The organism is Paraburkholderia sp. Ac-20336, from assembly GCF_017105025.1.
Lineage (GTDB): Bacteria > Pseudomonadota > Gammaproteobacteria > Burkholderiales > Burkholderiaceae > Paraburkholderia.
On the sequence record NZ_JAAGPS010000046.1, the window covers coordinates 1 to 14,159 of the forward strand.

The 14,159-nt window shown below is 64.9% G+C and carries 12 protein-coding genes, 1 pseudogene and 1 riboswitch; of the genes and pseudogenes, 10 read left to right on the forward strand and 3 right to left on the reverse strand.

Annotated elements, in window-relative coordinates:
* A partial coding sequence (locus tag GXB81_RS15625) for a hypothetical protein (RefSeq protein WP_205989699.1) occupies window positions 1-256 on the forward strand: 256 nt, incomplete at its 5' end.
* Window positions 257-524: 268 nt separating this feature from the next.
* On the opposite strand, the gene GXB81_RS15630 is transcribed toward GXB81_RS15625, so the two are convergent.
* Window positions 525-1,265 carry a CbtA family protein gene (locus tag GXB81_RS15630; protein WP_167050501.1) on the reverse strand — a complete coding sequence of 247 codons (741 nt, stop codon included), beginning with the start codon at window positions 1,263-1,265 and terminating at the stop codon, window positions 525-527.
* Between the two features lie 11 nt (window positions 1,266-1,276).
* Window positions 1,277-1,498, reverse strand: coding sequence for a CbtB-domain containing protein (locus GXB81_RS15635; protein ID WP_167050499.1), 222 nt, complete (start codon window positions 1,496-1,498; stop codon window positions 1,277-1,279).
* Window positions 1,499-1,540: 42 nt separating this feature from the next.
* A riboswitch (cobalamin riboswitch) is annotated at window positions 1,541-1,684 on the reverse strand.
* Window positions 1,685-1,740: 56 nt separating this feature from the next.
* Here GXB81_RS15635 and GXB81_RS15640 point away from each other — a divergent pair.
* The 6 genes from GXB81_RS15640 to GXB81_RS15665 all read left to right on the forward strand — a co-directional run bounded on the left by GXB81_RS15640 (window position 1,741) and on the right by GXB81_RS15665 (window position 8,233).
* Complete coding sequence (locus GXB81_RS15640; protein WP_167050497.1) at window positions 1,741-2,370, forward strand: histidine phosphatase family protein; 630 nt, start codon at window positions 1,741-1,743, stop codon at window positions 2,368-2,370.
* A gap of 210 nt (window positions 2,371-2,580) precedes the next feature.
* Complete coding sequence (locus GXB81_RS15645) at window positions 2,581-3,306, forward strand: MarR family transcriptional regulator (RefSeq protein WP_205989700.1); 726 nt, start codon at window positions 2,581-2,583, stop codon at window positions 3,304-3,306.
* A gap of 6 nt (window positions 3,307-3,312) precedes the next feature.
* Window positions 3,313-5,415: an FUSC family protein gene (locus GXB81_RS15650; RefSeq protein WP_167050493.1), complete on the forward strand. Its 2,103-nt coding sequence runs from the start codon at window positions 3,313-3,315 to the stop codon at window positions 5,413-5,415.
* 51 nt (window positions 5,416-5,466) lie between these two features.
* On the forward strand, window positions 5,467-5,676 hold the full coding sequence (locus GXB81_RS15655; protein WP_167050491.1) for a DUF1656 domain-containing protein: 210 nt from the start codon (window positions 5,467-5,469) through the stop codon (window positions 5,674-5,676).
* Complete coding sequence (locus tag GXB81_RS15660; protein ID WP_205989701.1) at window positions 5,673-6,662, forward strand: HlyD family secretion protein; 990 nt, start codon at window positions 5,673-5,675, stop codon at window positions 6,660-6,662. Before GXB81_RS15655 ends, GXB81_RS15660 begins: the two co-directional genes overlap by 4 nt.
* A complete protein-coding gene (locus GXB81_RS15665) occupies window positions 6,659-8,233 on the forward strand; it encodes an efflux transporter outer membrane subunit (RefSeq protein ID WP_205989702.1) in 1,575 nt (524 codons plus the stop codon). The genes GXB81_RS15660 and GXB81_RS15665 overlap by 4 nt, the downstream gene beginning before the upstream one ends.
* 165 nt (window positions 8,234-8,398) lie before the next feature.
* Here GXB81_RS15665 and GXB81_RS15670 read toward each other — a convergent pair.
* Window positions 8,399-8,646 (reverse strand): annotated as a pseudogene (locus GXB81_RS15670) (hypothetical protein).
* A 333-nt stretch (window positions 8,647-8,979) separates the two neighbouring features.
* Between GXB81_RS15670 and tssI the strand changes: the two are divergent.
* Genes tssI through GXB81_RS15685 form a run of 3 tightly spaced genes read left to right on the forward strand, consistent with a single transcriptional unit; the run spans window position 8,980 to window position 14,146 of the window.
* On the forward strand, window positions 8,980-11,703 hold the full coding sequence (tssI, locus tag GXB81_RS15675; protein WP_205989703.1) for a type VI secretion system Vgr family protein: 2,724 nt from the start codon (window positions 8,980-8,982) through the stop codon (window positions 11,701-11,703).
* 27 nt (window positions 11,704-11,730) lie between these two features.
* A complete protein-coding gene (locus GXB81_RS15680; protein WP_205989704.1) occupies window positions 11,731-13,002 on the forward strand; it encodes a VRR-NUC domain-containing protein in 1,272 nt (423 codons plus the stop codon).
* On the forward strand, window positions 12,983-14,146 hold the full coding sequence (locus tag GXB81_RS15685; RefSeq protein WP_241016391.1) for a type VI immunity family protein: 1,164 nt from the start codon (window positions 12,983-12,985) through the stop codon (window positions 14,144-14,146). Before GXB81_RS15680 ends, GXB81_RS15685 begins: the two co-directional genes overlap by 20 nt.
* The last annotated feature ends 13 nt before the right edge of the window (window positions 14,147-14,159 follow it).

A 14,159-nucleotide genomic window follows, 5' to 3' on the forward strand; every position in this document is an offset into this window, starting at 1 on the left:
CTCAACAGGCAAACCTTCCTCTTTACTGTGTGAGACTCTTGATACTTTTGCCTCGACCCGATCCGAAGATCAGGTCCGCACCCCGCATCAAGCGCCCACACTTATCGGCTGTTGGTTTTTAAAGATCGGTCCACAAACTCACAGCACCCAAACCACCCGGCACCGCTTCGTTCGCGTCGCTGCGTCTGCAGCAGAGAAACGAGATTATGCTGACCGCCCCGCATCACGTCAAGACCCTTCTCACAATTTCTTTTAAAAAAATCGAAGAGCTTAAAAATCGAGCACCATGGCATCGAATTCAAATTAGTTAGCCATCCGATTTAATTTGCACCGGGAGAAGCGAAGAACATGGATTAGAAGATTAGGTAATTGGCGAAAAGCGACCTGAGGAGCTTTTCCACAGAAAATGTTCGCAAGCCTGTGGATAACCACTCCACAATTACGCCAAGTCATTGAAGTAAAACCATTCTTGCGCGTTGCGCGCGAAGCATGACCGCTTTCGCGGTCATGCATTGCCTTCAATCTCAGGCCGACCTCATCGTTACGCGCGCATTCGTACGCATGAATGCACTGCGCTCGACCAGCGCGCCAAACAGCAACCCGATCGTCGCCCACATGATCACCTGCATGCCGATCGCGACGACGCGGAACTTCCACAGCAGCACGGCCGGGAAAGCGGCGGGCACTTCATTGATGACCGGCATCGACAACTGCACGGCCGCGATGATCGCGACGAACACCAGGCCTGCCACGATCGAGCCATTCCACGCGCCGAGCTTCGCAACCGCGCGGCGGCGCACCTTCAGCGCAAACACCATCGTCACGAGCGAAATGGCGATCATCAGGAAGAACAGCCCCGTGCGCATGCCGATCGTCTCGGGATCGCCGACCGATGGCGGATTCGCCGGATACTTGATATTCGGCACGATCACGAGCGCGATGAAGGCGCCGAGCGCGAGCCATGCGGACAACGCGCGCACGCTCAATGCACCCGCCCGTCCATAGGCATACGCAAACACAAGCGAGAACAAACCACCGAACGCCGCACCATACGTCACGACGCCGGTCAGCAGACCGAGACCCGCCTGCGTTTCGCGGCTCACGAGTTCGGGCTCGGGAGCTTCGCCGCGTGCGGCCGCCGCTTTTTCTTCGAATGAAATAGCCTGATCGACCTGCGGCTCACCCGCGAGTCTCGCGAAGCTGAATGTGAGCAAGCCCGCGACGATGCCCGCGAGCATCCCGCGCACCAGTAATTTGCCAACCATGTCGGACTCCGTTAGTGGCAGGGAAAGCCAAGCAGATGGCGGCCGTCGTGCACGAACTCATGCACGTACATGCCGGGGACCAGCGAGGTAGCCCCCTCTTCCGCACCAACGAAGTAAAGCGCGAGCAACAGCAGCAAACCGCCGAATACCACCCACGGCAGCAGTTCGCGCAAAGGAATCGGAGTAGGCTCGGCCGCGGGTTGCGCGGCGGGATCGAAAACGGCTTCGGCCATGATGGATATCTCCTGGGGGTAACGCGCCCCGAAAGTCGATGACATAGGAATGGTGCGAAGCACAGGTCTGGCTTTCGGCTCTTGCTTGCAAACCGATTACAGTGGCGCGACCGCGCCGGGCTCTCACCGGCTTCCATGCTTCGCGGAGCCCTTATTCTACGCGCTAAACTTCGGCCTTCATGAAAGCTTCGGCCACGTTTGCAAGCTCGCGTGGACAAACGGCAGCATCGGGAAAGCACAGAATGGATACGCGACTGCTACTGATAAGCCACGCGGCGACGGCCTCGCAACGCGCCGGCCGCTTCCCTTCCGACGACCCGCTCGACGCGCGCGGCACCGCCGAAGCGCAAGCGGCGCGCGCCCGTCTGGCACTTGCGCACGAGGCTCGCGTCTTCACGAGCCCGGCTGCCTGCGCGCGCGATACAGCTGCGGCGCTCGGCCTGAACGCCACACCCGCCGCAGCGCTAGCGGATATCGACTACGGCGACTGGCGCGGCCAGCGCCTCGCGGATCTCGCCAATGAAGCGCCCTTGCAACTCGCCGCGTGGACCCGCGACGCCGACACCGCGCCGCCCGGCGGCGAATCGTTCAGCCAGCTCGTGCAACGGATCGGCGCATGGCTCGACGCACCGGACGGACCCACGACATCGGCATCGACATGCAACGCGGCAAACCCGGCACCGCCAGCCGCATCGCCGCAAACACACACGGTGCTCGCCATCACGCACGCGCCGCTGCTGCGAGCCGCCATCGTGCATGCGCTCGGCGCATCCGCACAGGTATTTCCTCGCATCGAGATCGCTCCGCTGTCGGTCGTCGAATTGCGCCACTCGCGGCGCGGCTGGACATGGTGGCCAGCCGCCACTCGCTGACGCGAACGCGGCATGCGAAACATACGGCTTCGCTCCCCTGCTGGCAGCCCCGCCGCCGCATCCGACACAACATCCGACACCATCGGAAACACGTCCCGTCCCCCTCCGTTTAACGCGACTGTCGCATTCGCGCCGCAGACTCTCCCGGCACGGCGCGAATTTCCGATTCAATAGTTTGCTAACGAATATCAAGGAAATACAATACCTGCCATGCCGAATCTTGATACCCTGCGCCGCACCGTCAGCAGCACGCTGGTCGTCGCCGCCAGAAAGTGGCGGCGCACGAGTCATGGCGTGCTGGCGGCCTTCAACGTCTCCGAAGCGTGCGCGACCCCGCTTCTGACCGCGAGCCGGCTCGGTTCGGCAGTGCGCCAGGTTACGCTCGCCGATCACGTCGGCATCGAAGGCCCTTCGCTCGTGCGGCTGCTCGATCAGTTATGCGCAGCGGGTCTGATGCGCCGCGAGGAAGATCCCGAGGACCGCCGCGCCAAAACCGTCGCGCTCACCGACGAAGGCCGCGCCGTCACCGCGAAGATGGAAGAGGAGCTGGTCACGTTGCGCGCCCAGGCGCTCAAGGGCCTGTCGCGCGACGATCTCGAAGCCACGCTGCGCGTGCTCGATGCGTTCACGACGGATGCCAGCGGCCGCGCCGAGCTCGACGCCGAAGCGGCGGCGAAGCCCGAGCCGCCGCAACGCGGCACAACGGCCGGACCTGCAGCGGGCACCCGCGCGCCGCTCGAACGCGCCGCGTCCAAGCGCACCACGTCGCCGCTCAAACGCGAACCCGCGCGGCGCGAACCCCTCGCCGTCAAACTCGGCAAGACCGGCAAGAGCGCGGCCCCAGGCGCCGGCAAGGCGCACGGTACGGTCAAGGCACGCAAGTCCACCAAACGCGGCGTCCGCGCAACGGCGCCACACAACGCCGGGTCCGCGTAACGGTCTATGGCCTACCCTTCCTTTCGCGACTGGCTGTTCTCGGTCAAGACGTTCTTCGCGGCAATGCTCGCGCTCTACATCGGACTCGCGTTCCAGTTGCCGCGGCCGTACTGGGCGATGGCCACCGTCTATATCGTGTCGAACCCGTTCGTCGGCGCGACCCGCTCGAAGGCACTCTATCGCGCGCTCGGCACTGCGCTCGGCGCGGCGGGCGCGGTGCTGCTCGTGCCGCCGTTCGTCGAATCGCCGTATCTGTTCAGCGTGGTCGTCGCGCTCTGGACCGGCACGATGCTCTACCTCGCGGTATCGGACCGCACCGCGCGCAGCTACGTGTTCATGCTCGCGGCCTACACGATGCCGATCATCGCGCTGCCTTCGGTGACGAATCCCACCGGCGTGTTCGATCTCGCGGTCAGCCGGACCGAGGAAATCCTCGTCGGCATCGTCTGCGCGAGCATCGTCGGCAGTGCGCTGTTTCCGAGCCGGCTCGCGCCGACCATCATCGAGCGCACCGACGCATGGTTTCGCGACGCCGCGTTCTACGCGACCGAAACGCTGTCGGGCCGCATCGCGAGCGCGGCGATTTCGGGCGCGCGGCAGCGGCTCGCGAGCACGATCAACGGTCTGGAACTGCTGCTGAGCCAGCTCGCCTACGATCACACGCGGCCCGACATCCTCGCGCGCGCACACGAACTGCGCGGACGCATGCAGTTGCTGCTGCCGATCATGTCCTCGCTCGCCGACCCGCTGCTCGCGCTCTACCACAACGGCCAGCACAGCTGGCCCGAAGGACTCGACGCGCTGCTCAAAGACGTCATCAAGTGGTTCAACCAGCCGCTGCCCGCGCCGAGCAAGGGCTATCACCCGGACGAAACCGCCAACGCGCTGCGCGAGCGCATCGCGGCGCTGCGTCCACCCGCGGCCGCGCTCGCGCACTGGGACGGCGCGCTGCTCTCGAACGCGCTATGGCGTCTGAGGCAGGTCATCGACGTATGGCAGGACTGCCGCTCGCTGCGCATCATCATCGCGCGCGACGAAGGTTCGTGGCGGCCGCACTTCCGTCATTGGCGGCTCGGCGGCACCGAGCGTTTCTACGACCGCGGCATCATGCTGTTCGCGACCGTGTCCGCGGGGCTCGCGGTGATTCTCGCGTGCAGCCTGTGGATCGGCTCGGGCTGGAACGATGGCGCCAGCGCGGTAACGCTCGCGGCGGTGGCCTGCTGCTTCTTCGCCGCGCTCGACGAACCCGCGCCGATGGTGTTCCGCTTCTTCCTCGCGACCGCGGTCAGCGTGCTCGCGGCGGGCGTCTATCTGTTCGCGGTGCTGCCGCACGTGCACGACTTCCCGATGCTCGTGATCCTGTTCGCCGGGCCGTTCATCCTCGTCGGCACGCTGATTCCGCGCCCGCAGTTCAACATGGTCACGGTGCTCGTCGCGGTGAACACGGCGACCTTCATCAGCATTCAGGGCGCCTACGAGGCTAACTTTCTCACCTTCGTGAACGCCAATCTCGCGGGCCTCGCCGGCCTGCTCTACGCGTATCTGTGGACCCGCGTGACGCGTCCGTTCGGCGCCGAATTCGCGGCTTCGCGCCTGCTGCGCTCGAACTGGGCCGACGTCGCACTGACCGCGTCGACGACGCCGATCGAAGACCCGCGCAATCTCGCCGCACGCATGCTCGACCGTCTGATGCAACTGATCCCGCGCCTCGCCGCGACCGACGAGCACCGTCATCCGTCGATCGAGAGCTTCCGCGATCTGCGCATCGCGTTCAACGCGATCGATCTGCGCCGCGCCACGCGCAAGCTCGGCGGCGAAGTGCCGGGCGCGATCGAGCACGTTCTCGACGGCGTACGCAGTTACTACGAGAGCTGCGTCGAGCGGCGCCGCCGCGAGCCGGTGCCGCAGAGCCTCATGGTGTCGATCGACGCGGCGGTCGCGCGCGTCACCGCGCAAGGGCTCGCGAATGCCGCCGCGCCGACCGAAACCTCGCCGACCTCGGCGCGCCAGTTGCGCGACGCGCTGCACGCGCTCGTCGGCTTGCGTCTTTCGCTGTTTCCGGCCACGCTCACGAAGCCGACGCCGACCGAACCGGAGGCTTCCGCATGATGCGCGCCTCCGCTTCCGGCAGCCCGTTCCCACTCTTTTCCAGTTCCCGCGATGATCGGTGAAATCGATATCTTCGGCGTGTTCGTGCCGTCCGTGCTGGTGCTGATGCTGATCGCCTACCTGATCAACCTCGTCATCCGCACGGTGCTCGCGTACGTCGGCTTTTACCGCTTCGTGTGGCATCGCTCCATCTTCGATCTCGGCATCTATGTGCTGGTGCTGGGCCTTGTCGTCGTCGTTTCGCACAGACTAATAACGTGAAAAAAACCTGGTTCTCGCTCGGTCAGATCCTGCTGACCCTGATCGTCGTCGTGGTGGCCGCGCTCGTGCTGTGGAAGCTGGTCGCCTATTACATGTTCGCGCCGTGGACCCGCGACGGACACGTGCGCGCCGACGTGATCCAGGTCGCGCCCGATATCTCGGGGCTGATTTCGTCGGTCGAGGTGACGGACAACCAGCAGGTCAAGCAAGGCCAGGTGCTGTTCGTGATCGATCAGGCGCGCTATGCGCTCGCGCTGCGCCAGGCCGAAGCGACCGCGCAGCAACGCCGCGCCACGCTCGACCAGGCGCGCCGCGAATACGCGCGCAATCGCCAGCTCGGCAATCTCGTCGCGGCCGAAGTGCTCGAGGAAAGCCGCTCGCGCGTCGATGCGGGCGAGGCCGCGCTCGCCGACGCGGACGTCGCGATCGACACCGCGAAGCTGAACCTCGAACGCTCGACGATCAAAAGCCCGGTCGACGGCTATCTGAACGACCGCGCGCCGCGCGCCGGCGAATTCGTCGCGGCGGGCCGCCCGGTGGTGGCGGTGGTCGACATGCACTCGTTCCGCGTCGACGGTTACTTCGAGGAAACCAAGCTGCGCGGCATCGACATCGGCCAGCCGGTCGACATCACCGTGATGGGCGAGCCGACGCCGTTGCGCGGCCACGTGCAGAGCATCGTCGCCGGGATCGAGGACCGCGACCGCACGCAAGGCTCGAATATGCTGCCGAACGTGAACCCGGCGTTCAGCTGGGTGCGGCTCGCGCAGCGCATTCCGGTGCGCGTCGCGCTCGACGAAGTGCCTGCCGACTTCCGCATGATCGCGGGCCGCACCGCGACGGTGTCGGTGCGCGATCTGTCGCCGGTCAGAAGGCAGCCGGTGTCGGGTGCGGTGGCGGCTTCGGCCGCGCCGGTGGCGCCCGGTTCGGCCGTGGCGGCCAGTTCCGCCGCGCCGGCCGCGGCTGCGTCGGGCGCGTCGCAATGAAACTCGCGCGCCCCTTATCCTCGCTGGCGCCGCGCCTGCCGCTGCGGCCATGGCTCCCGCTGTTGCCGCTATTGCCGCTCGCGGTCGCGCTGAACGGCTGCATCAACGTCGGCCCCGACTACACGCTGCCGAAGCAGGCGCTCGTCAACGCGCCGCTCGCCAAAGGCGCGCTCGAAGGCGCCGACCCCACCCTGACCTCGACCCTCAACACGCCGACGGTCTGGTGGAAGCTCTACGACGATCCGCTGCTGAACGGCCTCATCGACGAAGCGCTGAAGTCGAACACCGATCTGCGCGTCGCGGCCGCGAATCTCGCGCGCTCACGCGAGGCGCTCGGCGTCGCGCAGGCGCAGGGCGGCTTCTCGGGCAAGGCGTCGGCAGCGGTCGAACGCGCACAGGAATCGGCCGAGCAATACCTGCTCTTCGAGAAACTGCCGGTCGCCAACGAAGCCGACCTCGGCATCAGCATCTCGTACGAAATCGATCTGTTCGGCAAGCTGCGCCGCGGCGTCGAAGCGTCCGCGGCGGACACCGAAGCCGTCGAAGCCGCGGGCGACCTCGCGCGCATCACCGTGGTCGCCGACGTCGTGCGCTCGTACGTCGAGCAATGCTCGGCGGCCGAGGAGTTGCGCATCGCCCAGCAATCGCTCGCGTTGCAGAAGCAGCGCGTGGACGTGTCGCGCCGTCTGCGCGACGCGGGCCGCGGCAATCAGACCGAAGTCACGCGCGGTCAGACCCAGGTCGACAACCTCGCGGCCGATATCCCGCGCTACACGGCGCGCCGCAAGATCGCGCAATACCGGCTCGCGGCGCTGCTCGCGCGCGCGCCGTCCGATCTGCCGCCGGCCGTGCTCGCCTGCGATCGGCTGCCGCAACTCAGCCAGCCGATTCCGATCGGCGACGGCGCCGCGCTGCTGCGCCGCCGCCCCGACGTGCACGAAGCCGAGCGTCAGCTCGCGGCCTCGACGGCACGTATCGGCGTGGCGACCGGGGCGCTTTATCCGAGCGTGAGCATCGGCGCATCGACGGGCTTCACGGGCATTCTCGAAGACATCGGTACCTCGCCGACCGGGCGCTGGGCTTTCGGTCCGCTGATTAGCTGGACCTTCCCGACAAACGGCGCGCGCGGCCGCATTCGCGAAGCCGAGGCATCGAGCCAGGTCGCGCTCGCGAAGTTCGACGGTGTGGTGCTGAACGCGCTGCGCGAAACCGAGACCAATCTCGCGACCTACGCCTCCGACTACGCGCGCGCCGATTCGCTGCGCGCGGCGCTGAAGTCGGCCGCGCAATCGGCGGATGAAACGCACCGGCTGTATCTCGCGGGCCGCGAGTCGTTCATCTCCGATCTCGACGCGACGCGCACGCTGACGGCGGCGAAGTCGCAACTCGCGGGCGCCGAGGGCCAGGTGGCAGTCGATCAGGTCAATCTGTTCCTGTCGCTGGGCGGTGGCTGGGAGGTCGGCGGGCAGAGCACGCCGGGCGAAACGCCGGCGCAGCTGAAGGCGACGCCTGTCGCGGCGAAGGCGGCGGCCATGCCGGCGACGACAACCTCGGCGGGCAAGGCACCCTGAATACCGGACACCGCGATTCGCTACGCGGTCACGTCATGTCGGCATGCCTGCAAGGCGCGGCGACGCTTGGGGGATGCATCGGCATCTTCACGGTGATCATCGCCATCGTGGAGGAGGTTCGGTTCGCCAGTTGAGTGAGGCGGGTGCGGTGCGGCTTGTCCCGCCCTACCCCATCCGCCGCGCCGCCAGATGAATCGCCGCCCGCACCCGCGGATACGTGCCGCAACGGCACACCACCGGCGTCATCGCCGCATCGATATCCGCATTGCACGACGCGCGCGCACCCCGGATAGCCAAGCCGCAGCAGAACTTGCTGCCCGCCATGCCGAGGTCGCAACACAGCACCCATAGCAACGACATCTCGTCGACACAGCGCCCCTCACTGTCTGTCCATTGATATTCGGCATTGCCACGCGGCTCTCCCGAGCTTCAAAATTTCAGGATTTCTGACAATTTCAGCAACTAGCGGATCGCGCTCTCCAGCACAGACTTGCGTCGCACCGTTACGCGGCGGAAATCACAAGGGCGTGGCTTCTCAACGCATTTCAGGGATTACCGAATCTATTCGCGGTACAGATATCCCCGGTCAATTCTCGGCATCGTGCCGTTGCGTTTCATCGAGAAATGGAAAACGATCGCAGGCCATACATTCGATGAAGCTACCGCTTGCCTCAGGAGCACACACCTGAATTCATGCGATCGGCCGATACGTCTGCCTGCGCCCTATCCACCACCGGAGAGAACCGATGTACACGCCGCAACAGGTCCGCACACTTGCCCTCACGGGCAAGGTCCTACCCGTGTGGAACGGTGAGCCCGTGGTGTTTCCGGTGAGCCTGCAAGGCATCGAAAAGCTGGGCAAGCTCTACGAATACTCGGTGAAACTGAAGACTCGCGATACGCCGACACTGCGCGCTACCGCGGCACGCGCGATGATTAGACCCGACGAACTCGTGGGCCGCGAAGTCAGCGTGTCGATCCAGTTCGATGGCAAAGGGACTTTCGTTGCGGGCCTGCCGGGCGAGAGCGGTCTCTCGAATAAGGGAGCCGGCTTGCGCGAGATCACCGGCCTCATCACGGACATGGCACTCGCCGGAGAGGACCCGCGTCATGCCTACTACCGCATGACGATACGTCCATGGCTGTGGCTCGCGACACTGAACCGCGACAGCCGCATTTTCAGGAACATGAATATCGCCGAGATCACGAGACAGGTGCTCGATGCCTATCCGTATCCGGTCGATTATCGCCTTGGCGCGCCGGGACTGGCCCAAGGCTGGCCGAAACGCGACTACGTGCGGCAGATGTGGGAGAGCGATTTCGCGTTCCTGCGCCGGATATGGCGCGAATGGGGCATCACGTTTTTCATGGAAGGGCCGACGCTGGTCCTGTGTGATTCGCCCGGCAGTTATCACGCGCATCACAACATGTACGACACGATCCGGTATCAGGCACCCGACGGCGCACGCATCGACGAGGAGCATATCCACAGGTTCGAGGTCTCGCGCGCGCTGACGGCGGGCACCGTTACCCTCACCGACTACGATCCGACGCGCCTCGGCCGAATCCTGCTGTCCGATCCGTTGAACCGCTACGACAACCTGCCTTATGCCGACACCGAGCAGTACGACTGGGGCGACTATTCGCAACCGCTGGCGGGTTCGGGCGGACTGTCGGGAACGCCGAACGACATCGAGGACGAGGCTCGCTACCTGGCGAACGTGCGCGCCGATGCACTGCGTGTGCGCAGTCTCACGGCCCAGGGCCGGGGCAACCTGCGCGGTCTGGCTATCGGGCATACCTTCCACCTCGAAGGCCATCCGGATCAGACCGCCAATGCCGAATACCTCGTGAGCGCCCTGACGCTCGATATCCGCGACAACGACGAGGCCAGCGGCAACGAAAACCCCTACCGGTGTATCACCCGGTTCGAACTGCACCCGGCCAACCGTTTCTACCGCAACCGGCTGAAGAAGAAGCCTCAATGCGGCACGGAAACGGCGATCGTCACCGGACCGACAAACTATGCGATCTGGCCGGACGCTCATGCGCGGGTGAAGGTCCGCTTCGTCTGGGACCGGCTCAGCGAGCGCAACAGCATGGCGAGCTGCTGGGTGCGCGCGGTGTCGCCCTGGCAGGGCATGGAGTACGGGTTTGCCGCGCTGCCGCGTGTGGGTCAGGAGGTCGCCATCAGTTACCACGAAGGCGACCCGGACAAGCCCTATATATCCGGCCGCATGGTGAACCGCACGCAGCTGCCGCCATGGGAACTGCCGAAGAACCAGGCGCTGACGGGCTGGCGCAGCCGGGACCTCGAAGGCCTCGGGGCCAACAGCGTCGTGACCGACGACACGCCCGGCAAACTCCAGGTGCAGGTGACGAGCGATCATGCGAACTCGCGGCTGGTACTCGGCAGCAATACGCGCATCGATGGCAACAGCGGACGGGCCCAGGCACGCGGCGAAGGGTTCGAACTGGCGACTGAAGCGCATGGCGTGGCACGCGCCAATCGCGGCATGCTCATTACGACCGAGACACGTGTGGGCGCGGACGCACCCATGAAGGACATGGGCGAAACGGTGCAGCGTCTGCGGCAGGCGCGCGAGCAGCATGAGGACATGGCGCGATTGGCGCAACGACACAAGGCGCAGGACGCGCAGATGAACCCGTGCGATGTGACCGCCGGCATGAAGGCGCGGAACGACGCGATCAGAGGTGGCGCAAAAAGCGCGGCCTACCCGTCGCCGGAAATGACGCGGCCGGACCTCGTACTCGCGAGCGCGTCGGGTCTCGCCGCAACGGCCGCCGACAGCACGCATCTGGCAAGCCAGAACGATCATGCCGTCACGGCGGGGCGCGACGTCAGCATCGTGTCGGGCCGTTCGCTATTTGCGTCGGTGCGCGGCGCCATTTCGTTCGTGGCGGCGCAATTCGGCATCCGGCTGTTTGCGGCAAAGGGCAAGGTCGAGATTCAGGCACAGAACGACCAGATGGCGCTCGCCGCGCTGAAAGACCTCATCATCACCAGCACCGACGGAAAGATCGTCATCGAGGCGGCGAGGGAAATCTGGATCGGCTCGCGCGGCTCGTACATCCAGATCAACGGCAGCGGCATCACAAACGGCACGACAGGCACGATTCTCGAAAAGTGCGCGAGGTGGAGCAAGACGGGGCCCGACTCCATACCGCGGCCACTCGAGACTTTCAGGCCCGACTATCAGGCGCGGTACGTCCTGCTCGATCAGAAAAGCGGCTTGCCCATGGTTCGGCATCCTTACCGGTTGTATCTGCCGACCGGGAGAGCGCTCAGTGGCATGACGAGCGACAAGGGAGAAACGATGCCCGCATTCGCGCCGGCATCGCAATCGGTGCAACTGCGGGTCAATACCGCGAGGCAGCAGTCCAGAGTCGAGTCGTGGCACCTCGCGGGTGGCGGGACGGAGGTTTTTTCTGACCACATTACTGAATGAAACAGCCGGACAGGAGACCATGAAGTTATGGCAGCACAGATGATTCCCGTTGACACAACCATGACCATTCGGGAGGACATACCCAAATACGTCCGTCTTCCGCATCAGGCGATGGGTTACCTCGAAGAAAAAATCCGCTCGGCGATGTGGTGGCCCGAGGTACTCCGGGTACAGAGGTCGGATGGCCTGGTGGGAACGAGCCTGCTCAAGCAGATTGCAATGAGCGCGGCGATTCGCGCGGATGAGAGGAAGCATGAGTTCTGCTGGCGGTATAAGGCCGAGGTGTCGTTTGATATGCGGCCGTGGATCACAAATGAATATCCGCCCATACCTTTCCTCAGTCAGACCGATGGGGACATCCCCGGGCGCCGTCACAGCCAGAACCCGTTTCCGTTGTCCGGCAGCCTTGCAGGCGAAGTCCGCCGCCCGGACGTGGTGATCGTCGAGAACGAGGGCAACCGGTGGCCGGGTCGCGGAGCGGTCGATCACGACGGGATGGCGCAGTGGCCAAACCTGCTGAGGCTCGTCGAGGTCAAGTTTCCGGGAGACACCTGGGGAAAGGGACAGGAAGAAGACTATGTAGGGATAGCCGGCGATAACCACCACATGACTGTGCTGAAGGTCTCGGGCGGTGAGGAGCATGCGAAAGAGCTGGTCGAGGCGGCCATTGCCGCCGGGTTCCTCGGCAAGGTCGCCGGCAGGCTGCTGCTGCGCGCCCGGCTCCGCTCGAAGATCCCCGTCCCGCAAGCCGCATGGTTCGAGCCGTGGAGCGCGCTGGAGGGCGCAGCCGGTTCGGCCGCGAGCGGTGTGGCGGCGCTGTGGGATACGGCGGCACAAGGGGTCCGCGAGCTTTCTGCCGACACCCAGGCCTGGCTGCGTCAGAGCGCGCAGTGGCTGTTCGAGCAGGGCCGGTGGATAACGGAAGCGAGTGCCGCTGGCCATGACCATGAATGGCACTACCTCGACGACACAAACCAGGCCGTGTCGCGCTACACCACTGCTGAACTCAAGGCCGCATGGCAGCAGATCAGACAGCAGACCGACCTGACCGTCCAGCAACTGCGGCAGATCGACTGGGGACAGGTGTGCATCACCATGTCCGGGGGGATGGCCGTGGTTGTCCTCGTCATCGATGGGGTTCTCGTTCCCGTCGTGCTGACGCAGGCTCTGGTCGGCGCGCTGGCCGCGCTGGTGGCGATCACCGCGACAGCGGGCGACGCGGCGCTGATGGCGGCACTGACCAGCCCACCCAATTTTTCTTTTACTTCAAATGGATCACATGATGAATTCTTCCCATAAAAAAACGGTGCTGACACCGGCGGAAGCCTTCAGCCGCTATGGCGAGGAACTATGTCAGCACGACAACCGGGGCGGCGGGCTGGTGATCTTCCCCGGCGTGATCGGCACGGTGTTCTTTGAACGCGGCTCGAAGCCCGATGTACGCCGGGGACTGCTCGCCTGCTTCGACCGTTTCGAGCAACTGTTTGGCCCTTACCTGAAAAGCGGCAGGAATGGCGAGGACGGCCGCTTCAGCCGGAAGACACCACGCGGGGTCGAGGCGATCCGCCAGGCAATTCTGGAAGTCCCGCCAGCGGTCAAGCTGGAAGTCGTACGCTCCAGCGCGATCGACGAGGATAGCGCCGCAGCCTATCAGATCGAGACACTGACCAACCGGGCCATGGCGTCGGACTACAAGATTCCGGGCGGAGCCATCGTGCAAAAAGGACGGGACCGGGGTCTGTCGCATATGAAATTCTGGATGCCGATGGATTTCGTGAACACACCCGAAGGTGTCCGGAGCTACGAAGCGTTCCTGCGCTTCGTCTGCGAACAACTGCCGGTACGGGGCGGCTACGGCGGACTCTCATCCATCCTGCCGTACAGTTTCCACGAGTACATGCCGCAGGAATGGGCGCTTGCGCAACGGTTCAGCGGACTGGAAATCGACAGCTACGCGTTCATACAAGATATGGAATACAACACCATGTCGTATGCAGGCGAGTCAGCGGAACGCCCGACGGAGATTTACGACGACCTTCCTCCCGGTGCAAAAGTGAAGCGTTACGGGTTCATCAAGGGCGTGAACTGGTACACCCTCATTGGCGACCTGTTTGTCGACCGCCTCGGCGGGGAAGCCGCCGTGCGAGCCCAACTGGCACGGCCTGACATTGGCATCGAGCGGGTCGGCCACTGCCTGCTGATCCGCGCGGGCGACTTCCCCCGCCTCGGCGCGCCTGAGGAGGGACTTCCCGAACCCTACGTGTTCGTCAATCGCGTGCTACGCGTACTGCGTAATCCCGCGCCTCCCTCGCTGCACACCAACGTGCCGGGCGCCGACCATGCCGACCCCGACGGCACCCGGCGATGGGAAGCCCGCTTTGATCTGCCCGGTGCGCCTCCCTTGCCGCGCACGCCTGAAATCGTCCCGCCGAAGAGAAACTGACCCAGCAAACTGA

Bases quoted from the DNA above. Each gene is read 5' to 3' on its own strand.
- GXB81_RS15645 (WP_205989700.1), top strand. From the start codon at position 2,581: ATGCCGAATCTTGATACCCTGCGCCGCACCGTCAGCAGCACGCTGGTC.
- GXB81_RS15630 (WP_167050501.1), bottom strand. From the start codon at position 1,265: ATGGTTGGCAAATTACTGGTGCGCGGGATGCTCGCGGGCATCGTCGCG.
- GXB81_RS15635 (WP_167050499.1), bottom strand. From the start codon at position 1,498: ATGGCCGAAGCCGTTTTCGATCCCGCCGCGCAACCCGCGGCCGAGCCT.
- GXB81_RS15640 (WP_167050497.1), top strand. From the start codon at position 1,741: ATGGATACGCGACTGCTACTGATAAGCCACGCGGCGACGGCCTCGCAA.
- GXB81_RS15655 (WP_167050491.1), top strand. From the start codon at position 5,467: ATGATCGGTGAAATCGATATCTTCGGCGTGTTCGTGCCGTCCGTGCTG.
- GXB81_RS15685 (WP_241016391.1), top strand. From the start codon at position 12,983: ATGATGAATTCTTCCCATAAAAAAACGGTGCTGACACCGGCGGAAGCC.
- tssI (WP_205989703.1), top strand. From the start codon at position 8,980: ATGTACACGCCGCAACAGGTCCGCACACTTGCCCTCACGGGCAAGGTC.
- GXB81_RS15650 (WP_167050493.1), top strand. From the start codon at position 3,313: ATGGCCTACCCTTCCTTTCGCGACTGGCTGTTCTCGGTCAAGACGTTC.
- GXB81_RS15665 (WP_205989702.1), top strand. From the start codon at position 6,659: ATGAAACTCGCGCGCCCCTTATCCTCGCTGGCGCCGCGCCTGCCGCTG.
- GXB81_RS15680 (WP_205989704.1), top strand. From the start codon at position 11,731: ATGGCAGCACAGATGATTCCCGTTGACACAACCATGACCATTCGGGAG.